Consider the following 23146-nt stretch of genomic DNA (forward strand, 5'->3'; position numbering starts at 1 on the left):
ACTTATGTAACCTGGTGGCTACTGTCGCAATTCGGTATTCTTGGCGCCTTCCTCGACCTGATCGACCACCAGGAGCTTGACCGGCCCGTCGCCAATGTTGGTGGCCTGGTGCCACTGCCCGATCATTTCGATGATGAAATCGCCAGTCTTGTAGGTGTTGCTGTTGCCGGTTTCGACATTCGTGACCTTCAGCGTTCCGGCCTGGACATAGGCGTAGCGCGGGAAGGGATGGCGATGGACCGGCAAGGTCGCGCCGGGCGCGATGTCATAGGTCGAGACCAGCACCTGCACGTTCTTCCGCGGCAGCGTGATCGGCTGCCCGGATGCAGTGGTGGTACGTGATGCGAGTGGCGTCACGACGACTGGGGTTCCGCTGCTGTCCAGCGCATGAGCGCCGGTCGCGAACGATGCTGCCGTGAGCAGCAATACCGATGCCAGGATTTTCCGCATGATGTCCTCCCTTGACCGACGCATCTATCGCGCGGCGGCGGCGGCGTGCAAGCCGCTCGTGACCAGAGGCCGAACCTGGCGTGCATTTGCACGGGCGGTTGATCCACCACCCGGGCCATATTCCTCACCCGCTTCCAACCGGAGGGCTGTCGCCGCAAGGCCTGATGCATGCCCGGTCAGGAATGGCCGTAGTCCCGCTTCAAAAAAATTTCGGGCGACCTCTTGAATAAAAAAATCGTGATTCCCAGATCGTTTTCCGTCGAGGCTTCGGCTCGACATACCGCGTCGCGGCGACGCTGCGGCGACCCGTAAACCATGTTGCTTCACGGAGGATATGGCTATGAGAAGCTTTGATTATTCGCCTCTTTACCGCACCACGGTCGGCTTCGACCGGCTCTTCGACATGCTCGAAAACAGTGTGCGCTCCGACTGGCCGCCCTACAACATCGAGAAGAATGGCGACAACGACTATCGTATCACGATGGCCATCGCCGGCTTCGGTCTCGACGAAGTGGAACTTGTGCAGAACGGCCCTGAATTGTCCGTCATCGGACAGAGAAAGCCCGATCAGCAACATCGGGAGATCCTCCACCGGGGCCTGGCGATAGGCAACTTCAAGCAGGTGTTCAAACTTGCAGACCACGTCAAGGTCAAGGCGGCCAATATTCATAATGGCCTGCTGTCGGTGGACCTGGTCCGCGAAGTGCCCGAGGAACTCAAGCCCCGGCGCATCGAGATCGGTTCCAACGCCGCAGCGGTTCCGCTTCAGGATGGCGGCAACAAGCAGTCCATGGATGTGGATGCCGAGCCGCAACGCAAGGTGGCCTGATACAAGAAACCTCAGTCTGTGGTCCGCCTCCCGGCTCGGCCGGGAGGCACAGATCGCGGAGAACGGAGATGAGATTCCAAGCTTACAGTTTTCATGAATCCAAACCGACGGATTACGCAGCGGAATTCGCTGCGCTGCGTACGCCCGAGGACGTCCTGAACGAGAACATGACGATCGGCGAGAAGAGGGCTCTGCTCGCCTTCTGGGCCTCGGACGCCCATGCGGTTCCTGACAATCCAACCCTGCGTCAATTGGACAACGGTGCGATGGCGCAGGTCAGCGAGATTCTTCGTGCGCTCCACACCCTGGACGAGATTGCGCGCAAGCCGACGGCCAGGGCACCGTTTGATCGCAGTCCGTCCTCAGACCAGCGTCGCAACAAAACCAGGCGCAACTGGCTGCGGTACCCCTGGCGAGATGACGACGACGATGATCCGCCGCCGGTTCCGGCATATGCCGGTGTCCCACCCAGGTGTGGGGATGGCGGCATGTTCGCGGAGCCTGAGCATGCCGTCGCGTAAAAAGCTGAAGCAGACCAACTCGCTCGACCGAATGGAGGACTATATGAGCGACAGGACGTTCGATCGACCAGTGCTGGTCAAGGATGGCCAGTTCATCCAAGAAATAGGAAGCCTTGAGGATGCATTCGATTTCCTGGATGAGTGGCCGCGGGAGCGTCGAGGCCCGATTTTCGAAACGGCCTTCCGGGCTTGCCAGCGTGCTTACGATGGCCAGATACCACTCTCGGTCGCGCGCGATGCCGTCGCTGGGTTCGCGAGGTCCGTCAAGATGCTGCAGGAGCCGCTTGCTCCGCTGCCTTGGATGAGCGGCACCAAATCTGGCCGCGGTGGGGTGGCCGCCTAGCTGCGACAACGGCAGCGGCACTGCCTAAAGGTGTCGCTGCCCGCAGTCCCTACGGGTTAGCAGGACGGGTCACAGCCACGGCGAACCCCACTATGTCGCGTGGTGCCGACGATGGCAGGCAGAGAGGTCTTTTGAGAAATTGGCTCCCCGGGCCGGATTCGAACCAGCGACCAACCGGTTAACAGCCGGTTGCTCTACCACTGAGCTACCGGGGAACGGAGGCTCTTTGAGCAAGTGGCGCAGCCTATAGCAAACCCGTTTCGGCTTTGCAAAGAAGCATTTCGCATTTTTCCGAGACTTTTTCGCTCAGGCGTTTCTCGCAATCGGCCTTGCCCACCCTCATATTAGCCGTCTTGGCGACGAGCGCGGAACCGAAAGGGCGGTCGCGGCTTTCGTAAAATGAGATTGTCGAGCCCTAACACAGGCAGTTCTTCACGATGACGGCAGCGGACGAAAACCCGATACCCGCAAGAAAGATCTCGGTGTTCGGGCGTGAATTCACCATGCCGCAGTCGCGCGGCCTCAGAATCACGATCGGCGTGCTATTGACCCTTGGCGGCATCCTCGGGTTCTTGCCGATCCTCGGCTTCTGGATGGTGCCGCTCGGATTGCTGGTGCTCTCCTACGAAATTGCCATGGTGCGCCGCCACCGGCGCCGCCTGGTCGTCTGGTGGGAGCGGCGACGCCGGCCGAATTGAGCGGCCGATACCGATGCATGTCGCATGGCGGTCGCCTTCGACGAGAATCAATCGTCGCGCTGTTTCTCCGTGCTGGTGCCGGATTCCTCCGAATTCGGTTGCTGGCCTGCCTTCAGATCTTCGCTGATCTCCTTCAGGACTGCTGAAGCCGAGGCCAGGCGCGCCCGGTCGCGGGGTGAAAGCCTGCCAGTGCCTTCTACTCTCAGGCACTCGATGGCATAGCGCACCAATTCCTCGCATCCCAGCAGCGGCACGCTTTCGGTTTCGTGCGTTTCGTCCTTCGGTTTGGCCAGGGCCATGATGCAGTCCTCCCTGTTTCTCAACGCAAGCCGGTGCGCGGAGTTTCGCTCGATCATTTGCCATGCTTAACGGATTGCCAATGTGAGTGGGCGGCTCCGACGGCGATCTAACAGGGCGCGGAGCCGGCGCAAGGAAACCGTTTTGGAATGCGTGTGGCCGCTTGACGGCATTTTCGCCGCAACCTATTGGAACCGGGTGGAACGCCGGGAGCAATGAGGCCTCGTGGCGGAGTGGTTACGCAGAGGACTGCAAATCCTTGCACCCCGGTTCGATTCCGGGCGAGGCCTCCAATACCCGGGCTCCAGCGCGTCAGCGCCGGAGCCTGAAGTTCCGGTCGAAATGAACCGCGATTCTGGCGCGGCAAGCAGATTGGTTGGAGCATGAGCGCTGATTTTTCCGAACTTCGCGTCAAGATGGTCGATGGTCAGGTTCGCACCACCGACGTGACCAGCGCGCCGCTGCTCGACGCGATGCTTTCCGTGCCGCGCGAGGTTTTCGTCGGCGATCGCCAGCGCGATCTGGCCTATATCGACGAGGACATCCGCATCGCCGATAGCGCCGATGGCCCGCGTTACCTGATGGAAGCTTCGCCACTGGCCAAGCTGATGCAACTGGCCGAGATCAACCCGACCGACTCGACGCTCGATGTCGGTTGCGGCACCGGTTATGCCTCGGCCATCCTGTCGCGCCTGGCGAGATCCGTCGTGGCGCTCGAAAGCGATTCGGCACTGGCGCAAACCGCCGCGTCGACCCTGTCCGGGCTTGGCTGCGGCAATGTGACCGTGGTTCAGGGCGCCCTGGCGCAAGGCCATGCCGCGAAGGCGCCTTACGAGGTCATCTTCATCGGCGGCAGTGTCAGTAAAGTGCCGTCGGCGCTGCTCGACCAACTCGCCGAAGGCGGCCGCCTGGTGGCGGTCGAGGGCCAGGGCAATTCAGGCGTGGCGCGACTTTTTGTCAAAGCCGGGGGGGTTGTAACCGGGAGAAGGGCGTTTAATGCGGCAATTAAGCCACTACCCGGGTTCGAACGTGAGCATGCTTTCGAATTCTGAATGATTTGCCTTGCAGCAAAGACCTTGTCATGGTCGCTTGCATTTGAACGATCGTTGCTGATCCCAGACTGGGGGCACTTTGGGCTGAGCGACAGGGAACATAAACACGCCACGCCGCCTGCTCTGGAAGGAGAAGCCGGCGCGGCGCGGTTCCCATGGAAAACGAATGAGGGATACACCGTGCCGTCAGTACGCAAGTCACTTTTCACCGCCGTCCTTGTTTCGGCGACCGCGCTATCCCCACTGGCTGCTTCGGCTGAAACCATCACCGGCGCGCTTTCAAAAGCCTATCAGTACAATTCCACGCTGAATGCATCGCGCGCCGGCGTGCGTGTCACCGACGAGAGTGTGGCCATCGCCAAGTCGGGCTGGCGGCCGACGGTTACAGGTTCAGCCAACATCGATTATACGAACACGCGCCGGGCAAATGGCGGCGGCAGTTCGAAACTGACAAGCGGCAGCTACGGCATTCAGATCAATCAATCGCTGTTCGACGGGTTTCAGACGAGGAACAATGTCGCGGCCGCCGAATCCCAGGTCAAGGCGTCGGTGGAAAGCCTGCGCAATACCGAGGAAAACACGCTGTTCAACGCGGCCATGGCCTATATGGACGTGATTCGCGACCGGCAGATCGCGGTGCTGACCGAGCAGAACCTGCAGTTCCTGAGCGAGCAGGCGCGCGCCGCGCGCTCGCGCTTCGAAGTCGGCGAAGGCACGCGCACCGATGTCGCGCAGGCCGATGCCTCACGAGCGTCCGCGGTGGCATCGCTGAGCGCGGCCCGCGCACAGGCGCTGGCCAGCGCTGCGACCTATCACCAGGTCGTCGGCGACGAGCCTGGCAAGCTCAGGCCCGCTTCGCCATTGGGCCGGTTGCTGCCGTCGAGCCTCGACGCGGCGATCGCCGTCGGCTCGGCCGAACACCCGGCCATCCTTGCCACTCAGCATCTGGTCGACGCCGCAGCGTTTTCAGTCAAATCGGCTGAAGGCGCGCTGTTGCCGCAGCTGTCGGCTTCGGCCGGCGTTTCGGAAGATTACCGCAAGTCCATTCCCGACATCACCGGTTCCAACGGCAATTCGACCTCGGCCAACATCGGCGCGACGCTGACCATTCCAATCTACTCCGGCGGCCGGACGTCGGCGGTCGTGCGGCAGAACAAGGAATCGCTGGGGCAAGCACGCATCCAGGTCGACGTTACCCGCGACCAGGTGCGCCAGGCCATCGCCACGGCATGGTCGCAATACACCGCCGCGCAGCAAAGCGTATCCGCCAACAGGCAGGTTATCGACGCCGCACAATTGGCGCTGAACGGCGTCATCGAGGAACGCAATGTCGGCCAGCGCACGACGCTTGACGTACTCAATGCGCAGGCCACCGTGATTACCGCCAAGATCAACCAGGCCAATTCCGAACACGACGTGGTCGTGGCGAGCTATGCCATCCTTCAGGCGATTGGCCGCCTGTCTGTCGACCGGCTTGCGCTGCAGGTGACGAAGTACAGGCCCGAAGAGCACTATAATGCCGTCAAGGACAAGTGGATCGGCCTGCGCACGCCGGACGGCCGCTAGGCCGTTCGCTCGATCGGCGTTTTCTGGCTAGGATTCGATCGACACCGTTGGACCATCGTTCTCCCTTGGTCGGTAGCTGACGGGACCGTCACACGGCTTTGGCGGATTTGCTCTAATCTGTTGAAATCCCACATGTCCCCAGATTGGGGATTCTCGTGCGGCGATCCGTCGGTTACGCTGTCGCCATGATTCGAATCCGGCTTTTGCCGGAGCGGAAATCTGCAACGGGTCACAAGGGCGGCGGATGTGACGATGGCAACGGCAAGCAGCGCACAGCGCGAACCTTCCATGGAAGAGATACTGGCTTCCATCAGGAGGATCATCGAAGACAGCGACAATGGCCGCAAGCAGCCCGGCGAGGCCGACGAATTGCAGCAGGACCTGGAGCCGGCAGCGAGCACTGTCGCGGCCGCCGACATCGATGCGTTCCGCGCCGAACTGCATGCCGCTCCCGAGGTCAGGAAGCCGGTCGCTGTGACCGAAACAATCCAGGCGCAGCCGGCGATTGCGCGCATGGACGCGCCGCCGCGTGCCGGTCCAGTTCCGGGCAGGACGCCGATGACACTGGCCGAGGTCAGCGCCCGGGTTGCCGCCGAGCCTGCCGCCGACGCGCCAGCGGCTCCCGCGGAGGTTGCGACAAGTGAAGCCATCGTCGCCGATTGGCGGCGCGAGATCGCGGCGGTTGGCGAGCAAGCCAAGGCGATGCCGGACCGGAGCGTCCGCAGGCCAGCGGCACAGCCAGAGGTTTCGGCAAGCAAACCAGTGGCGGCGGAACCTACGATCGACCCGGCTCCTTCAATCGATGCTCCAACGGGTACGGGTGAGGCGCGCGCGGCGACGAACGAAACGCCCGCGGTGCGTCCCGCGATTCTATCCGAACATACCGGCCGCCAGGTCGCGGCCGCCTTCGGCGAACTGTCCGACGCTTTTGCCAGCCGCAGCAAGAAGACATTCGACGAGATGGCCGAAGAAATGCTGCGGCCGATGCTGCAGGATTGGCTGGACAACAATCTGCCGACGCTAGTCGAAAGGCTGGTGCGAGAAGAGATCGAGCGCGTGGCACGCGGAGCGCAATAACGTCCAGGCTTGCATCCCGAAGAAAGGCCGCCGCCGAGGCGTTTCTCGTGGTGGCGAGGTCAACCGCCGGTCAGCGAACTGGCGAAGGCGATCAACTTGCCGTCGGAGTCGCTGACAATGAAGGTGCGCGAGCCCCGGGGCTCGTCCAGCGATCGATTGGCGTCAAGACGCCCAGGGCCCGTCCGTTGAAATGAATAGGCCGACGCCTATCTGCTTGTGATGAGCCCAGCCGTCCCTCGCGGTTGACTTGGCCAAGACCTTCCGATTTACACCGAACCAGCAAAATTCCCGACAGCGCGGACCGTTTTCCCATGCTTGAAAAGACCTACGACGCAAAAACCGTCGAGCCGAAGATCGCCAAGGTGTGGGAGGAAGCCGACGCGTTTCGCGCCGGCGCTGGGGCGGAGGAGGGGGCCGAGGCCTTCACCATCGTCATTCCGCCGCCCAACGTCACCGGCTCGCTGCATATGGGCCATGCGCTCAACAACACGCTGCAGGACATTCTGGTCCGCTTCGAGCGCATGCGTGGCAAGAACGTCTTGTGGCAGCCCGGCATGGACCATGCCGGCATCGCCACGCAGATGGTGGTCGAGCGGCAATTGATGGAGAAGCAGATCCACCGCCGCGATCTCACCCGCGAAGAATTCATCGAGAAAGTGTGGGAGTGGAAGGCCGAATCGGGCGGCGCGATCTTCAACCAGCTGAAACGTCTCGGCGCTTCCGCCGACTGGTCGCGCGAACGCTTCACCATGGATGAAGGCCTGTCCAAGGCCGTGCTCGAAGTCTTCGTCACGCTCTACAAGGAAGGGCTGATCTACAAGGACAAGCGCCTTGTGAACTGGGACCCGAAACTGCTGACCGCGATCTCCGACCTCGAGGTCGAGCAGCAGGAGGTCAACGGCAATCTTTGGCACTTCCGCTATCCGGTCGAAGGCGTTGCGTTCGATCCCGAGAATCCAAAAACCTTCGTCATCGTGGCGACGACTCGTCCCGAGACAATGCTGGGCGACACGGCTGTCGCGGTGAATCCAGAGGACGACCGGTTCCAGCATCTCGTCGGCAGGAATGTCGTCCTGCCGATCGTCGGGCGCAAGATTCCTGTCGTGGCCGACGAGTATTCCGACCCGGAAAAGGGGTCCGGAGCGGTCAAGATCACGCCGGCGCATGATTTCAACGACTTCGAGGTCGGCAAGCGCCACAAGCTGCCGGCGATCAACATCCTGACCGTCGAAGCCGCCATCAAGCTCAGGGATAATGAGGACTTCCTCGCCGGCGTCGAGGTGACGCCGGAGCGCCAGGCCGTCTGGGACGAACTCGACGGCCTCGACCGTTTCGTTGCGCGCAAGAAGATCGTCGAGCTGATGGAGGCCGGCGGCTTTCTCGACAAGGTCGAGCCGCACCGCCATGCGGTGCCGCATGGCGACCGCGGCGGCGTGCCGATCGAACCGTTCCTGACCGAGCAGTGGTACGCCAATGCCGCCGAGCTCGCCAAGCCGGCGATCGCCTCGGTGCGCGAGGGGCGCACCAAAATAATCCCCAACAGCTGGGACAAGACCTACTTCCAGTGGATGGAGAATATCGAACCCTGGTGTATTTCGCGCCAGCTCTGGTGGGGTCACCAGATTCCGGCCTGGTACGGGCCAGATGGACGTGTCTTCGTCGAGAAGACCGAGGAAGAGGCGCTGAGCGCCGCCATCGAATATTATCTGGCGCTGGAAGGGCCATGGAAGGCCTGGGTCGAGGACAAGCTCGAGAACTTCAAGCCGGGCGAGATCCTGACCCGCGACGAGGATGTGCTCGACACCTGGTTCTCGTCGGCGCTGTGGCCTTTCTCGACGCTGGGCTGGCCGGAGCAGACGCCGGAGCTGAAGACTTATTACCAGACCGATGTGCTGGTGACCGGCTTCGATCTTATCTTCTTCTGGGTCGCCCGCATGATGATGATGGGCCTCCACTTCATGGGCGAGGAGCCGTTCCACACCGTTTATATGCATGCGCTGGTGCGCGACAAGAACGGCGCCAAGATGTCGAAGTCGAAAGGCAACGTCATCGATCCGCTCGACCTGATCGACGAATATGGCGCCGATGCGCTGCGTTTCACCCTAACGGTGATGGCTGCCCAAGGGCGCGATGTTAAGCTCGATCCGGCGCGTATCGCCGGCTACCGCAATTTCGGCACCAAGCTGTGGAACGCGACGCGTTTCGCCGAGATGAACGAAGTCGCGCGCAATGACGATTTCTGGCTGAACGACGCCAAGCTGGCGGTCAACCGCTGGATCCTGACCGAACTGACACGCGCCGCGCGCGAGGTCACCGACGGCATCACCTCGTATCGCTTCAACGAGGCGGCTGGAGCCGCCTACCGCTTCGTCTGGAACCTGTTCTGCGACTGGTATCTGGAACTGTTGAAGCCGGTGTTCATGGGCTCGGACGAGGCCGCCAAGGCCGAAAGCCGCGCCTGCGTCGCCTTCGTGCTCGACGAGATCTACAAGCTCCTGCATCCGATGATGCCGTTCATGACCGAGGAGCTCTGGGCTCAGACGGCGGGCGAGGGCAGGGATCGGGACTCGCTGCTGTGTCATGCCGCATGGCCGTCGCCGGATTTCGAGGACCATGAAGCGGCTGGCGACATCAACTGGCTGGTCGATCTCGTCTCCGGCATCCGCTCGGTCCGCTCGGAGATGAACGTGCCGCCGGCAGCCATTGCGCCGCTGGCGGTGGTCGGCGCCAACGATGTGACGCGCGAGCGGCTGGTTCGCGAGGAGTCGGCGATCAAGCGGCTGGCGCGTGTCGGCGACATCTCGCTTGCCGATGCGGCACCCAAGGGGTCGGCACAGATCGTGCTCAACGAGGCGACGATCTGCCTGCCCCTTGGCAGCCTGATCGACCTCACCGCGGAGGCCGGGCGGCTGCAGAAGGAACTGGTCAAGGTGACCGAGGAAATCGCGCGCCTGCACAAGAAGCTGTCGAATGAGAAATTCGTCGCCAGCGCGCCGGCCGAGATCGTGGAAGGCGAGCGGGAAAAGCTCGCCGAATATCGCGCCGCGCAGGACAAGCTTTCGGTGGCGTTGACCAGGGTTCGTGACGCCGGCTGAAAGGCAGATTCGCGAGACTTTAGCACCCCCTAAAATGGGTAGTCTTTTGCCTCGAAAATCGGCATTCCGTTGCGTTAATGTTGACGTAAACGGAAGTTTTTGCCCCATTGTTGCCATAATGTAACAATGGGGCCGAAGACCCCTTAAATCGGCTTCTTTTGGGCCTTTCTGGCCGTTTTTTTCCTTTTTTAGGAAAGGCAAACCTCGCCAAAGGCCCTTTTTTGGCGCCGCGGCATCCGCTCGCATTTTGTCCAAAATACGTTGCGGGAACATGTACATGTACGCCAATCAATTCGTTGTTGCACCGTTAACCTGAATTGGTTCTAGCTTGATGCACTAGTTATTCGGGGAGGACATCCATGAACAATTTGCGTCTGAAAGCACTGCTGGGAGCAGGATGCTTTTCGCTGGCTTTGGCGGGCTCGGTTATCCATCCGGCGCATGCAGGCGGCCTGGAGCGCGGCGGCTACGACATCGACCTGTTGTTCGATCCGGCGCCGTTCGCGACTGAAGCCGAAGCGACCTATGTGATGCCGGATCGCAAGTACAAGAATGCGACGGGTCCGGGTGGCTTCAATTTTCTCGGTTCGACGGCGGATGGCGCCGAGGGCTATTGGGTACCCCGTATCGGGGCGAAGGTGCAGGTCGTGCAGGGAGTCGACTGCATGGTCGACTATTCACAGCCGTGGGGTGCCCACACAGCGCCTGGTACGTCTTGGAATGGCGCGTTTTCCAACGTCGAAACGGATATCAAGAGCAATAACTACGCTGGTACCTGCTCCTACAAGTTCGATGTCGGCAAGGGCCAACTCCGTTTTATCGGCGGCGTGTTCTACCAGGATATTTCAGGCTTCAAGGAGAGCCTGGTTGGTTTCAATCCAATTGGGCCGTCACCGATTGGCCGCGTCGACCTGGAGGCCAATGGATGGGGCTGGCGAGCCGGCGTTGCATACGAAATCCCCGATATCGCTCTTCGCGCGAGCTTGGTCTACAATTCCCAGGTCAAACTTGACAACATCACCGGCACACTCACGACGCCACTTGGGTCTGAGCCGATTTATGGCTCGACGCAATACATGCCAGACTCGTTGGAGTTGAAACTTCAGTCTGGCATCGCACCCGGCTGGCTTGCCTTCGGCTCGATCAAGTGGGTCAATTGGAGTGTGCTGCAAAGCGTTCCGATCTGCCCGACTCGTTTTGTTCCATCCGCGTCTTGCTTTACCGGTTCCCCGGGTGCAGTCACCTCACTCGACCTGATGTATCGCGACGGCTGGACCGTCACCGGCGGTGTCGGTCACAAGTTTAACGATCAGTGGAGCGCTGCCGGTCAGCTTTCCTGGGATCGTGGCACCTCGCATGGTTACGGCGCGCAGACCGATACTTGGACGCTGGGCGGCGGCGTTGCTTATACGCCTCGGCCTAATATCGAAGTACGTCTGGCGGGTGCGGTTGGCGTCCTGACCAGCGGCCATTCCGGCACGTTGGCTGGAGAAAACGGCTACGTTGCTGGCGAAGACGCCAGCTACGACTTCGGCAACGATCTGGTCACGGCGCTATCGGGTGGAATCAAGATCAAGTTCTAAATCTCTGAAAACTATAATAAAAGGCCGGGCATTGCCCGGCCTTTTACGTTTTAGCCGGGTTTATCGGCGGCGCCGTCATCCAAGCTGCGTTGCATATAAGTCGCACTGTGGCCGCCTCGTGCAATTGTGACGTTTCAGCAACACTTCCTGAACAACCCCTGCGCTAGAAGTCAGGTCGAGGAAATTGCCCATTTCCCGCCATAAACCCGGCGCACCTCGATCTTGTCTCGGGACACGCGCCAAAAGGCTCGGCGATGGGACAGGCCGCACCGCCCGCGGCAAGGATGAGAATGGACGCCAAGGTCATCTCAAAGGCTAAGCTCCCTAGCCGCCATGTGACTGTCGGTCCGGCGCGTGCGCCGCACCGGTCCTATCTCTATGCCATGGGCCTCTCGGCGGCCGAGATCGCGCAGCCGCTGGTCGGCGTCGCCTCCTGCTGGAACGAAGCGGCACCCTGCAACATCTCGCTGATGCGCCAGGCGCAGGTGGTCAAGAAGGGCGTGGCCGCCGCCAACGGCACGCCGCGCGAATTCTGCACCATCACCGTCACCGACGGCATCGCGATGGGCCACCAGGGCATGAAGTCGTCGCTGGTGTCGCGCGAGGTCATCGCCGATTCGGTCGAGCTCACCATGCGCGGCCATTGCTACGATGCGCTGGTCGGGCTCGCCGGCTGCGACAAGTCGCTGCCCGGCATGATGATGGCCATGGTGCGGCTCAACGTGCCGTCGATCTTCATTTATGGCGGTTCGATCCTGCCCGGCAGCTATCGCGGCCGTCAGATCACCGTGCAGGATGTGTTTGAAGCGGTCGGCCAGCACTCGGTTGGCACGATCGGCGATGCCGAGTTGCTTGAAATAGAACAGGTGGCCTGTCCATCGGCCGGTTCCTGCGGCGCCCAGTTCACCGCCAACACCATGGCCACGGTCGCCGAGGCGATCGGCCTCGCGCTGCCTTATTCCTGCGGCGCGCCGGCGCCTTACGAAATGCGCGACCGCTTCAATTTCGCTTCCGGCGAAAAAATCATGGAGCTCATCGCCAAAAACATCCGGCCACGCGACATCGTCACGCTGAAGGCGCTGGAAAACGCCGCGACCGTGGTTTCGGCCACCGGCGGCTCGACCAATGCGGCACTGCACCTGCCGGCGATCGCTCATGAGGCGGGGCTGAAATTCGACCTGTTCGACGTGGCGCGCATCTTCGAGAAGACGCCTTACATCGCCGACCTCAAGCCGGGCGGCAAATATGTAGCCAAGGACATGTTCGAGGCCGGCGGCATTCCGCTGCTGATGAAGACGCTGCTCGACCATGGCTATCTGCATGGCGATTGCCTGACGGTCACTGGCCGCACTTTGGCCGAAAATATGGAGCACGTTACCTGGAATGAACACCAGGATGTGGTCCGCCCGGCCGACAGACCTATTACCCAAACCGGCGGTGTCGTGGGCTTGAAGGGAAACCTTGCCCCCGAAGGCGCGATCGTGAAGGTCGCGGGCATGGCGGAGTTGAAATTCTCCGGTCCGGCGCGCTGCTTCGATTCGGAAGAGGAATGTTTCGAAGCGGTGACGCATCGCAACTACCGGGAAGGCGAGGTTCTGGTCATCCGCTATGAGGGACCGCGCGGCGGTCCTGGCATGCGCGAGATGCTGTCGACGACGGCGGCGCTCTACGGCCAGGGCATGGGCGGCAAGGTGGCATTGATCACCGACGGTCGCTTCTCGGGCGCCACACGCGGCTTCTGCATCGGCCATGTCGGGCCGGAAGCTGCGGTTGGTGGTCCGATCGGTCTCGTCAGGGATGGCGACGTGATTACGATCGACGCGGTGAAGGGCACGATCGAGGTGGCGCTGTCCGATAGCGAGCTGGCGGCTCGGGCGAAGACATGGAAGGCACGTACGACCGACTATCAGTCGGGCGCGATATGGAAATACGCACAGACGGTAGGGTCCGCCAGGGATGGCGCGGTCACCCATCCGGGCGGTGCGAAAGAAACACACTGCTATGCGGATATCTGAGTTGTTGAAGTCAACACCAGAGTTGCTGAGGTCATCTGTCCTTCCGGCACTGGTCGCGGTTGCGATCTTTGGCGCCGTGGGCCAGGCCATGGCTTTCGACGACAAGGTGTTCGACGACAAGACCGGCGTGAAGCCGCAGTCGAGTCCCTGGGCGGTGTTCCAGTTCGGCTTCTCCGCCTACAAGAACGGCCACAAGGAACAGGCGGCCGAGGCCTATAAATACGCCGCCGAAAACGGCCAGATCGGCGCCACCTGGAAACTTGCGCGCATGTATGCCGAAGGCGACGGCGTGGCCCGCGACGATTATGAGGCGTTCAAGTTCTTCTCGGAGATCGTAGACCAGGACGTCGAGCCCGGCTCTCCGGAAGAAAGTTACGTCTCCGACGCGCTGGTGGCGCTGGGCGACTATCTGCGCAAGGGCATTCCCGGCAGCCCGGTCAGCGAGAACGAGGTGGCGGCGCAGGAATACTACATGCGCGCCGCCGCCAACTACCGCAATCCGAACGCCCAGTTCGAGATGGGGCAGATGTTCCTGAAGGGCGAAGGCGGCGTGAAGGCCAGCGTCAAGCAGGCCGGGCGCTGGTTCCAACTCGCCGCCGAGAAGGGCCATGCCGGCGCGCAGGCGACGCTTGGCCATCTGTTGTTCCAGAGCGGCAAGGTCGTGCGCGGCCTGGCGATGATGACAGCGGCCCTCGAGCGTGCTTCCCCGGCCGATCAGCCCTGGATTCGCGGCATGCAGGAAGAGGCCTTCGCCGCTGCCGGCGAGGCCGACCGTCGCACGGCGATCTCGCTGGCGGACGATATCCTGACCAAGGGCAGCAACGCCGATCAGTAAGGTTCTTTCGAGGAACCGGAAAATCAGTTTTCGGTTGGTTCGGTCGGCACCATGCTTGGCGCGGGTGTGGAGATCGGCGTGACGTGCAGGTGCGGCGCCATCGTGTTTGCGGGGCAGCTATCGCCGACCTTTGTCCACGACGTGTTGTTGAGCACCATGTCGCAGCGAGCCAAATGACTTTGATCGGCAACCGTCAGGCAGGCGACCTGGCCGATCGGATAGGATTTTCCATTGGCAAGACATTCCTGCGCGGCGAAGGCCGGCACGATCGCGGCCGTGGCGAGTGCCAAGCCGATCGGACAAAGGGCAAATCGAATGGTCATGGGAACCCCGGCCGCCATGATGATCTCCCATCATGCGTCGGAATGTGGCAATATGAGGGTTTCTCTGGTTATCCGGCCGGCTGCAGCGCGAGGTTGATCGCTACCGGGACGTGATCGGACGGTTTTTCCCAGGCGCGCACATGTTTTTCGATCGAAGCCGATGAGAACCGGTTTGCGGCTTCCGGCGACAACAGCAGATGGTCGATGCGGATGCCGTTGTTCTTCTGCCAGGCGCCGGCCTGATAATCCCAGAACGTGTAGGTATCAGGCGCATCGGTGACCGCGCGCACCGCTTCGGTGAAGCCGAGGTTCAGCAGCCGGCGGAAGGCCTGCCGCGTCCGCGGCTGGAACAGCGCGTCGTCCAGCCAGTTCTCCGGAAACCGCGCGTCGATGGGCTCGGGGATGACATTGTAGTCGCCGGCCAGCACCAGCGCCTCTTCCAGCCTCAGGCGCTCCTGCGCCCACCGCTCCAGCCGCGCCATCCACGACAGCTTGTAGGGGAACTTCTTCTCGTCATCGATCGGGTTGCCGTTGGGCAGATAGAGCGAGGCGACACGAAGCGCGCCCTTGTCGGTGGAAAAAACACCCTCGATGAAACGGGCCTGCTCGTCGATGTCGTCGCCCGGCAGGCCCCTGATGACCTCGTCGAAAGGAAGCTTCGACAGCAGGGCGACACCGTTGAAGCCCTTCTGGCCATGGGTTTCGACATTATAGCCAAGCGCCTCGATCTCGGCACGCGGGAACTGCTCGTCGACCGTCTTGATCTCCTGCAGGCAGACGATGTCGGGCGCGCTCTCGGTCAGCCAATGGGTCAGGTTGCCGATGCGGGCGCGCACGCCGTTGATGTTCCAGGTGACGATTTTCATGACGGTCTCATTGTTCCTGCGGCGGACGGCGTTCGACCAAACCGATCGTATTGCCTGCCGGGTCCTTTATAAAGGCCATCCATTCGCTTTCCCCCGCCGGGCCGAACTGGCCCTCGGTGTCGCGATGGACGAGCGCCGGTGGCGCGGTGAAGGGGATGCCGGCTGCCTTGGCCTCGGCGTGGAAGGCTTCGAGGCCTGACATGTCGAGATAGAGGGTGCCGGCCGGGATGCCGTCGGTAAACAACAGCCTGACATCGCCGGCCATGATGAAGGCGATGCCGGGCGGATCGTAGCGGGCATGAATGCTCATGCCGAGGACGTCGCGCCAAAAGGCCAGCGTCGCGTCGAGGTCGCGACCGGCTGAGAGCGCAACCTGACGAACCGCGCCAGTTGCGGGCATCTCGGTCCTAGATGGAGAAGCTGGTGCCGCAGCCGCAGGAGGCGACCGCATTCGGGTTCCTGATCTGGAACGACTGTCCCATCAGATCGTCGACGAAATCGATCACCGAGCCACCCATATAGACCAGCGACATGTCGTCGATCAGCACCGTGGCGCCATCCTTCTCGATGGCGACGTCGTCGTCATTGCGTGTGTCGACCAGATCGAATTTGTAGGAAAAGCCGGAGCAGCCGCCACCTTCGACGGACACACGCAGCGCCGTCTTGCCGGCTTCGGCCGAAACAATCCTGGCGATCCGCTTGGCCGCGGCCTCGGTCATATCGACTTTCATGGCAGTCTTGGCATCCGCGCCCATGGGCGTCACCTTGCTTTCGGTTTCACATGATAGGTATGAAGCGCGACGGGGCAAGTCAACTGCGGCAGCATCAGCCATGACAAATGAGCTTGGCGACATCGGTTTTGGCTACCGGCCGCGCGCGGCCTACGCCACGGATCCCGCACGTTCGCGGGGCCGTCTGTTCGACGAGGTGGAAAGTCCGACCCGCACACCGTTCCAGCGTGACCGCGACCGGATCATCCATTCGACGGCGTTTCGGCGGCTCAAGCACAAGACGCAGGTCTTCATCGCGCACGAAGGCGACCACTACCGCACAAGGCTGACCCATTCGATCGAGGTGGCGCAGATCGCACGTGCCTTGGCCCGGGCGCTGCGCGGCGACGAGGATCTCGCCGAAGCGGTGGCGCTGGTGCATGATTTCGGCCACACGCCTTTTGGCCACACAGGCGAGGACGCGCTGAACGAAAAGATGGCGGCGTGGGGCGGCTTCGACCACAACGCACAATCGCTGCGCATCGTGACCAGGCTGGAGGCGCGCTACGCTGAATTTGACGGGCTCAATCTGAGCTGGGAAACGCTGGAAGGCCTGGTCAAGCACAATGGTCCGCTCACCGACAGTAGCGGCCAAGGCCTGAAAGGGCCGGTACCGCAGGCGATCCGCGACTACTCGCAACTGCAGGATCTCGAGCTCGACCGGTTCGCCGGCATCGAAGCGCAGTGCGCGGCGATTGCCGACGACATTGCCTACAACACGCATGATATCGATGATGGGCTGAGGTCAGGGCTGCTGACGCTTGACATGCTGAAGGCCGTTTCGCTGCCTGGAACGATCCTGAAAGCTGTGCGCGAGCGCTATCCCAGGCTTGATGACGTGCGCACCGGCCACGAATTGATGCGGCGCCAGATCACGGCCATGGTCGAGGATGTGATCAAGTCGACCACCGCCAATCTGGAGCGGATCAGGCCGCTGAGCGCTGACGCGGTGAGGGCGGCGGGCGAAACGATGGTAACATTTTCGATCGAAATGGCGGAAGCCGAGAAGGAACTGAAGGCCTTCCTCTACAAGCACCTCTACCGGCACGAGGAGGTCATGCGGGTGCGTGCGGACGCCGAGCAGATCGTCCGGGACCTGTTCGACGTCTATTTTGCCGACCCGCGCGCCATGCCGGACGGCTGGCGCGAAGGGCTGGACCGCGCCGAGGATCGCATCAAAGCGCGCAGCGTCGCCGATTTCCTGGCCGGCATGACCGACACCTACGCGCTCAAGGAACACAGGCGTTTGTTTGACCGCACCCCGGATTTGAGCTAGGGCGGGCTCGATTTGCCGGCCAAAGGGCCGGATTCGTCATAAAGCCACCGAGCATACACCATGAACATCTTCGCCGATTTCACCGCGCGAGTCACAAAGGCTGTCGAAGCGCTAGACCTGAAGGACCAGGACGGCGTTTCGCCTGATCTGTCGCGCATCGCCGTCGAGCCGCCGCGCGACGCCAGCCATGGCGATCTCGCGACCAATGCGGCGATGGTGCTGGCCAAGCCAACCGGACAGAACCCGCGCGCGCTGGCCGAGAGATTGGCGGACGCCCTGCGGGCCGACCAGGATGTCGCCGCCGCCGAGGTCGCCGGTCCCGGCTTCGTCAATCTCAGGCTCCGGGACGGTTTCTGGCAGGCGCATCTGTCGGCGCTTTTGGGCGAGGGTCCCAACTACGGCCGCTCGACGATCGGCGCCGGCCGCAAAACCAATGTCGAATATGTCTCGGCCAATCCGACCGGGCCGATGCATGTCGGCCATTGCCGGGGCGCCGTCGTCGGGGATGCGCTCGCCAACCTGATGGCGTTCGCCGGTTACGACGTGACCAAGGAATATGTCATCAACGACGCCGGGTCGCAGATCGACGTGCTCGGGCGCTCGGCGATGTTGCGCTATCGCGAGGCGCTTGGCGACGATATTGGCGAGATTCCGGCAGGACTTTATCCCGGCGACTATCTGGTCTCCGTCGGCGAGGCTCTGGTCAGGGAGTTTGGCCGTTCCTTGCTGCAGATGCCTGATGACGAGGCATTGGCCATCGTCAAGGATCGCACCATAGATGCGATGATGGTGATGATCCGCGAGGACCTTGCACTGCTCAACGTGCATCACGACGTGTTCTTCTCCGAACGCACGCTGCATGCTGACAATGCCAGGAAGATCCGCTCGGCGATCAACGACCTGACGCTGAAGGGCCATATCTACAAGGGCAAGCTGCCGCCGCCCAAGGGCGAGAAGCCGGACGACTGGGAAGACCGCGAACAGACGCTGTTCCGGTCGACCGCCGTCGGCGACGACATGGATCGGGCGCTGGTCAAGTCCGACGGCTCGTTCACCTATTTCGCGGCCGACGTGGCTTATCTCAAGGACAAGGTCGACCGCGGCTTCGTCGACCTGATCTATGTTCTCGGCGCCGACCATGGCGGCTACGTCAAGCGCCTGGAAGCCTTGGCGCGGGCCATTGCCGGCGACGACGTCAAGCTCACCGTTCTCCTGTGCAATCTCGTCAAGCTGTTTCGCGATGGCGAGCCGGTGCGGATGTCGAAACGGTCCGGTGACTTCGTGACGCTGCGCGAGGTGGTGGAAGAAGTCGGACGCGATCCGATCCGCTTCATGATGCTTTATCGCAAGAACGATGCGCCGCTCGATTTCGATTTCGCCAAGGTGACCGAACAGTCCAAGGACAATCCGGTGTTTTACGTGCAGTACGCCTCGGCGCGCTGCCATTCGGTGTTCCGGCAGGCGAGCGAACAATTGGGCGAGGCGAATTTCGACCGCAACAGCCTGGCGGCAGCGTCAACGTCGTTGACCGACGAAGGTGAAATCGGCTTGATCAGGAAGCTTGCGGAATATCCGCGCCTGATCGAGTCCGCCGCTCTTGCGCTCGAGCCGCATCGGCTGGCATTCTATCTTTATGATCTGGCTTCCAGTTTCCATGGACACTGGAACCGGGGTACGGATAATCCGGACTTACGTTTTGTTAAGGTTAACGACCGACAATTGACGCATGCCAGACTAGGGCTGGTGCAGGCTGTTTCGGATGTTCTGACGTCCGGCCTGACGTTGATCGGGGCCGCCGCGCCCACCGAAATGCGTTAGGTTTGACTAAAAAACCTGTCACCTTTTGCCCACATTGCGCTGGTAAGGGCCAACCCTGCGCGACGTCCATGGCGTCCGAATGAGTGCGAGTTCGGGAACAATAATGGCAGACAGAACCCAGCTGAGAGTAGCCGACAACAACGACATCGCCGCCGATGATCCGTTCGCGGAACTGACCAGGATCATGGGATTCGACCCCCGCCAGCCGGTCAAGCCGCAGGCGCCGGCCGAGCCGAAAGCCATGGTCGCCGATCAGGCTGCGGAAGAGGGCGATTTCGATATCGATCTCGAGAAGGAACTGATGGGCGAATTCGACGCTGTCGACAGCGTCGCCGCTCCGCTTGTCGAGGCTCATGAGCCGGCATTCGAGCCGGTGGCAATCGATGTGTCGGATGACGATCTCGCGCTGTCGCTTGATGACGATTTTCACCTGGACATGGCTGGGACCGATGACCGGACGGTGGCCGCCAGCCATGCCGGCGCCGCGGAAGCCGTGCAGTCCGTCGAGCCTGCCGTCGACTCCGATTTCGACAATGCCGTGGCAAGCTCGGCCGTGGCCAGCTCGCTCGAAGACGTTTCGGCCTTCGACGACGATCTGCCGATGGAAGACGAGCTTGCCGCTTCCCTCGACCGGGATTTCCATATCGAGGACGAGGCCGCCGAGCCCCGGTATGCCGTTGAATCGCCGGTTGCAGAAGTGCCGGCGGCGGCCGAGCCGGCTTCCGATCAAGAATTCGACGATGCCGTTGCGATCTCGCTCGAGGACGAGCTGATGCTCGACGACCATTCGGCGGATCAGCGCCAAGTGGCTGCTGCCGAATATCCAGAGCCGGCGCCGGCCGCCGCGGATGAGACCCAGTCGATCTCCGGCGAGGATTTCGTTGGTCAGTTCGACGATGCCATGGCCGATGTCGACGTGGATTTTGACGTTCAGGCCGATGAGCAAGAGGCTTTTGAGGAGCCGCGAGCACATGAGTTGCTTGCCGATGTCATCGGCACGAAGGACGAGATTCCAGGCGCTGAAGCCATTTCGGATGATGCTTTCGACCTGGATTTGGACGAGGCGTTTGCCGAGCCCGCCGAAGAGCCCGTCGCCGAAATCGCAGCGGCTCCCGCGCAGCCGATGGCGGCGGCAGCCATCGCGTCGCCAGTGCAGGCGCCCATCACGGACGAACGAAGCCTCGAAGACGAGTTGAACGCGCTTCTTGGCGCCATGACCGCGCGCACGCTGCCGTCGGCCAGGGAGCCGGCCATGGCTCAGCCGGTCGTGCCCCAGCCGGCCGCCGCGCCTGTTCAGCCGCCACTCGTCGCGAATGCAAAGGCTGCGGAGGAACCTGTCGATCTTGTTGGTGATCTCGACTGGGATCTCGATGAAGCAGCGTCCGAGGATGTGCATCAGTCCGGTTCCGCCCATGCCGCCGACGTTGACCTCGACGACCTGCTGCTCGATGAGCTTCGGGACCATGATTTCGGCTCGGAGACCGCTGAACAGGGCGATGTCGATTTCGACAATGACACCATCGACGCCACCCGGGCCAAGGGCGTCGACCCGCGTGACGAAACAGCTTCCCCGCAGGATCAAGCTGATTCGCTCGATTGGCTGGCGGAACGCTCCGCGCCGTCGGAGCCGGCCCGTTCGTGGAGCCGCGTGACACCGGTTCCCCAACAGCCGGCATTTGCCGCGCAGCCTGCCGCCCCGATGGCGGCCTGGACGGCAGCACCGGAAATGGCCGCGGTGCCGTCCTACCATCCGGCCGAGCCGGTTGCAGCCGCTCCCTACGTGGCTCCGTCGGCACCGCAGGCGCAGCAGTCGTCGCGTTACGAAGAGATGCCCGATGTCGAGACGGTCGATGTGCCGGAGCGCGTCGTGGCGCTGGCCGACGATCTCGACATTCCAGAATTGCATTTCGAGGATGATGAGCCGGTAGCATCCGGTTATGACGATCTCGACGCCGAATTCGCCAGCCTTCTGACTGAAATGAATTCGGTGGAGGTCGCGCCTGCTTCTGCCAGCAGCGCCGCCTATGCGGATGAATCCTACAATGCCGGGTTCAATCCGGGATACGGCGCGGCCAATCCGGGATACGGTGCGGCCAATCCGGGATATGACGCGGTCACTCCGGAATATGAGGCGGTCAATCCGGGATACGAAGAATCCAGGCCGGCCTATCAGCCGGAAGCGCGGACCTATGCGGCACGGCCGGCGGAAATGCCTGCCCGCGCGGCGGCGGCCTCGACCTATGCCGATGCTGCTGAAGGCTTCGATGATCTGCCCGGCAGCCAGCCGATCTCGCAGGCGGACGATTTCACCGTCGATGAACTCGACTACGATCCCGAACTGGACGAAGCGATGTCGGTTCCGGGTCTCGGCGAGCGGGAAGCCGCCCGGTCGTCCGGCCGACGCGGCCTCTTCATCGCGGCGATTGTCGGTGCCGTGGCGGTCGCGGGCGGCCTTGGCGCCTTTGCGCTGTCTTTCGGCGGCAAGGGCGGCAGTGAGGCTCCGGTGATCGTCAAGGCCGATAATTCACCGATCAAGATCAAGCCGGAAAATCCGGGCGGCACCGTGGTGCCGAACCAGGACAACAAGGTCTATGACGCGGTGGTCAAGGGCGCGAAGCCGGCCGAGCCGGTCCAGCAGAAGCTTGTCACCAACGCCGAGGAGCCGGTGGACGTGCAGGCGAAGGACCCGGCTCGCGCCGTCGATCTTTCTCCCGACCAGAACGCCGCCGCCGGCACGGATGGCGCAGGCGACGTCTCGACCGCTGGTGCGGCCCCCGCCAACATTGCGGCGCCCACGCCGAAGTCGGAGGATCGCATCGCGCAGGTCCTGCAGGAAGCCGACAAGGGCACCAGCAACGATGTCGTTGCCGTTGCGCCGCGCAAGGTCAGGACCATGGTGGTCAAGTCCGACGGCTCGCTGGTGGCGCGTGAGGATCCGGCACCGGCCGCACCCCAGGTCGCCGCGGCGGAGCCGACCGATCCGGCACCACAGCATGTGGCGCCTGCCGCGCAGGCCAATACCGATCAGACCGGGGCCGACCAGACTGGCGCCGACCAGACTCGCGCTGACCAGACTGGCGCCGCCCAGACCGGTACCGCCCAGCCTGGCACCGACCAGACTGGAACCGTGGCGCCCGCCGCCGCGCAGGCCGACGATGAGCCGGCTCTGAAGCCCGCGGCCAAGCCTGCCAAGGCTGAAGCCAAGGCGCAGTCGGCCAACACGCCGGCCAAGGTTGCGATCGCGCCGCAGCGTCCGTCCGACCAGCCGGTCGACGTGGTCGGCGAGGTCAAGCCAGATCAGGTCGCTTCCATCGATCCCGCCTCGACCGCGACCGGCAGCGGTTCGTGGTCGATGCAGATCGCTTCTCAGCCGACGGTAGAGAGTGCCCAGTCGACCTACCAGGACCTGCAGCGCCGCTACGGCAGCGTGCTCTCCGGCCGCACGGCCAACATCGTCAAGGCCGAGATCGCCGGCAAGGGCACGTTCTACCGCGTGCGCGTTCCGGCTCAGTCGCGCAACGATGCGATCAATTTGTGCACCAGCTACAAGACCGCGGGCGGCAACTGCTTCGTATCGCGCTAGAGCCGGATGATTTCAGGTCGAGTCGACCTGAAATCTGAATCCGTCTCTAAATCAAAGAGAAGAGCATGTCGTCCGAAAAGCGTTTCACACTTTTCGGCATCATGCTCTAGACGTCGATCCAATCTCTCAAAGTCGGGGCGGCCTTGGGC

The 23146-nt window shown here is 62.3% G+C and carries 20 protein-coding genes and 2 tRNA genes; 15 read left to right on the forward strand and 7 right to left on the reverse strand.

Going from position 1 to position 23146, the window contains the following annotated elements:
- Positions 1-18: 18 nt before the first annotated feature.
- Entirely contained in the window at positions 19-450 is a 432-nt protein-coding gene (locus LB557_RS28870; RefSeq protein WP_224643945.1) for a cupin domain-containing protein, read from the reverse strand.
- Between the two features lie 340 nt (positions 451-790).
- Between LB557_RS28870 and LB557_RS28875 the strand changes: the two genes are divergently transcribed.
- From LB557_RS28875 to LB557_RS28885, 3 genes are all read left to right on the forward strand, one after another.
- On the forward strand, positions 791-1279 hold the full coding sequence (locus LB557_RS28875; RefSeq protein WP_224643946.1) for an Hsp20 family protein: 489 nt from the start codon (positions 791-793) through the stop codon (positions 1277-1279).
- Positions 1280-1347: 68 nt separating this feature from the next.
- A complete protein-coding gene (locus LB557_RS28880) occupies positions 1348-1800 on the forward strand; it encodes a hypothetical protein (RefSeq protein ID WP_015317512.1) in 453 nt (150 codons plus the stop codon).
- Positions 1801-1843: 43 nt separating this feature from the next.
- Positions 1844-2143: a DUF982 domain-containing protein gene (locus tag LB557_RS28885; RefSeq protein WP_023791605.1), complete on the forward strand. Its 300-nt coding sequence runs from the start codon at positions 1844-1846 to the stop codon at positions 2141-2143.
- 140 nt (positions 2144-2283) lie between these two features.
- Here the strand turns inward: LB557_RS28885 and LB557_RS28890 are convergent.
- A tRNA-Asn gene (locus tag LB557_RS28890) sits at positions 2284-2358 on the reverse strand.
- Positions 2359-2580: 222 nt separating this feature from the next.
- On the opposite strand from LB557_RS28890, the gene LB557_RS28895 reads away from it, so the two are divergent.
- Entirely contained in the window at positions 2581-2841 is a 261-nt protein-coding gene (locus LB557_RS28895) for a hypothetical protein (protein ID WP_015317514.1), read from the forward strand.
- A 47-nt stretch (positions 2842-2888) separates the two neighbouring features.
- On the opposite strand, the gene LB557_RS28900 is transcribed toward LB557_RS28895, so the two are convergent.
- The gene (locus LB557_RS28900) at positions 2889-3140 is read right to left on the reverse strand and encodes a hypothetical protein (protein WP_224643944.1); all 252 of its coding nucleotides are present in this window, start codon (positions 3138-3140) and stop codon (positions 2889-2891) included.
- Between the two features lie 217 nt (positions 3141-3357).
- Here LB557_RS28900 and LB557_RS28905 point away from each other — a divergent pair.
- The 8 genes from LB557_RS28905 to LB557_RS28940 all read left to right on the forward strand — a co-directional run bounded on the left by LB557_RS28905 (position 3358) and on the right by LB557_RS28940 (position 14361).
- Positions 3358-3431, forward strand: a tRNA-Cys gene (locus LB557_RS28905).
- 90 nt (positions 3432-3521) lie between these two features.
- On the forward strand, positions 3522-4190 hold the full coding sequence (locus tag LB557_RS28910; RefSeq protein WP_224643943.1) for a protein-L-isoaspartate O-methyltransferase family protein: 669 nt from the start codon (positions 3522-3524) through the stop codon (positions 4188-4190).
- A 180-nt stretch (positions 4191-4370) separates the two neighbouring features.
- Positions 4371-5756 carry a TolC family outer membrane protein gene (locus tag LB557_RS28915; RefSeq protein WP_015317517.1) on the forward strand — a complete coding sequence of 462 codons (1386 nt, stop codon included), beginning with the start codon at positions 4371-4373 and terminating at the stop codon, positions 5754-5756.
- Positions 5757-6008: 252 nt separating this feature from the next.
- Positions 6009-6833 (forward strand): PopZ family protein, encoded by an 825-nt coding sequence (locus tag LB557_RS28920; protein ID WP_224643942.1) that lies wholly within the window; start codon positions 6009-6011, stop codon positions 6831-6833.
- Between the two features lie 311 nt (positions 6834-7144).
- Positions 7145-9928, forward strand: a complete 2784-nt coding sequence (locus LB557_RS28925; RefSeq protein ID WP_224643941.1) for a valine--tRNA ligase — start codon at positions 7145-7147, stop codon at positions 9926-9928.
- A gap of 359 nt (positions 9929-10287) precedes the next feature.
- Entirely contained in the window at positions 10288-11511 is a 1224-nt protein-coding gene (locus tag LB557_RS28930) for an OmpP1/FadL family transporter (RefSeq protein WP_224588157.1), read from the forward strand.
- 290 nt (positions 11512-11801) lie between these two features.
- A complete protein-coding gene (gene ilvD, locus LB557_RS28935) occupies positions 11802-13526 on the forward strand; it encodes a dihydroxy-acid dehydratase (RefSeq protein WP_224643940.1) in 1725 nt (574 codons plus the stop codon).
- The gene (locus tag LB557_RS28940) at positions 13513-14361 is read left to right on the forward strand and encodes a tetratricopeptide repeat protein (RefSeq protein WP_224643939.1); all 849 of its coding nucleotides are present in this window, start codon (positions 13513-13515) and stop codon (positions 14359-14361) included. The genes ilvD and LB557_RS28940 overlap by 14 nt, the downstream gene beginning before the upstream one ends.
- A 23-nt stretch (positions 14362-14384) precedes the next feature.
- Here LB557_RS28940 and LB557_RS28945 read toward each other — a convergent pair whose 3' ends face one another.
- From LB557_RS28945 to erpA, 4 genes are read right to left on the reverse strand one after another with little or no spacing between them, the layout of a single operon-like run.
- Positions 14385-14702, reverse strand: a complete 318-nt coding sequence (locus LB557_RS28945) for a hypothetical protein (protein ID WP_224643938.1) — start codon at positions 14700-14702, stop codon at positions 14385-14387.
- Between the two features lie 50 nt (positions 14703-14752).
- The gene (xth, locus tag LB557_RS28950; protein WP_140873614.1) at positions 14753-15550 is read right to left on the reverse strand and encodes an exodeoxyribonuclease III; all 798 of its coding nucleotides are present in this window, start codon (positions 15548-15550) and stop codon (positions 14753-14755) included.
- Between the two features lie 7 nt (positions 15551-15557).
- Positions 15558-15950 (reverse strand): VOC family protein, encoded by a 393-nt coding sequence (locus tag LB557_RS28955; RefSeq protein WP_224643937.1) that lies wholly within the window; start codon positions 15948-15950, stop codon positions 15558-15560.
- Between the two features lie 7 nt (positions 15951-15957).
- Positions 15958-16305, reverse strand: coding sequence for an iron-sulfur cluster insertion protein ErpA (gene erpA / locus LB557_RS28960; protein WP_140661113.1), 348 nt, complete (start codon positions 16303-16305; stop codon positions 15958-15960).
- A gap of 76 nt (positions 16306-16381) precedes the next feature.
- Between erpA and LB557_RS28965 the strand changes: the two genes are divergently transcribed.
- The 3 genes from LB557_RS28965 to LB557_RS28975 all read left to right on the forward strand — a co-directional run bounded on the left by LB557_RS28965 (position 16382) and on the right by LB557_RS28975 (position 22997).
- Positions 16382-17596: a deoxyguanosinetriphosphate triphosphohydrolase gene (locus LB557_RS28965; protein ID WP_140716620.1), complete on the forward strand. Its 1215-nt coding sequence runs from the start codon at positions 16382-16384 to the stop codon at positions 17594-17596.
- A 60-nt stretch (positions 17597-17656) separates the two neighbouring features.
- Positions 17657-19414, forward strand: a complete 1758-nt coding sequence (gene argS, locus LB557_RS28970; protein WP_140791068.1) for an arginine--tRNA ligase — start codon at positions 17657-17659, stop codon at positions 19412-19414.
- A 103-nt stretch (positions 19415-19517) separates the two neighbouring features.
- Positions 19518-22997 carry an SPOR domain-containing protein gene (locus LB557_RS28975; RefSeq protein ID WP_224643936.1) on the forward strand — a complete coding sequence of 1160 codons (3480 nt, stop codon included), beginning with the start codon at positions 19518-19520 and terminating at the stop codon, positions 22995-22997.
- Positions 22998-23146 lie beyond the last annotated feature (149 nt).

It is taken from the genome of Mesorhizobium sp. BR115XR7A (assembly GCF_020165315.1).
GTDB classification, from domain to species: domain Bacteria; phylum Pseudomonadota; class Alphaproteobacteria; order Rhizobiales; family Rhizobiaceae; genus Mesorhizobium; species Mesorhizobium australicum.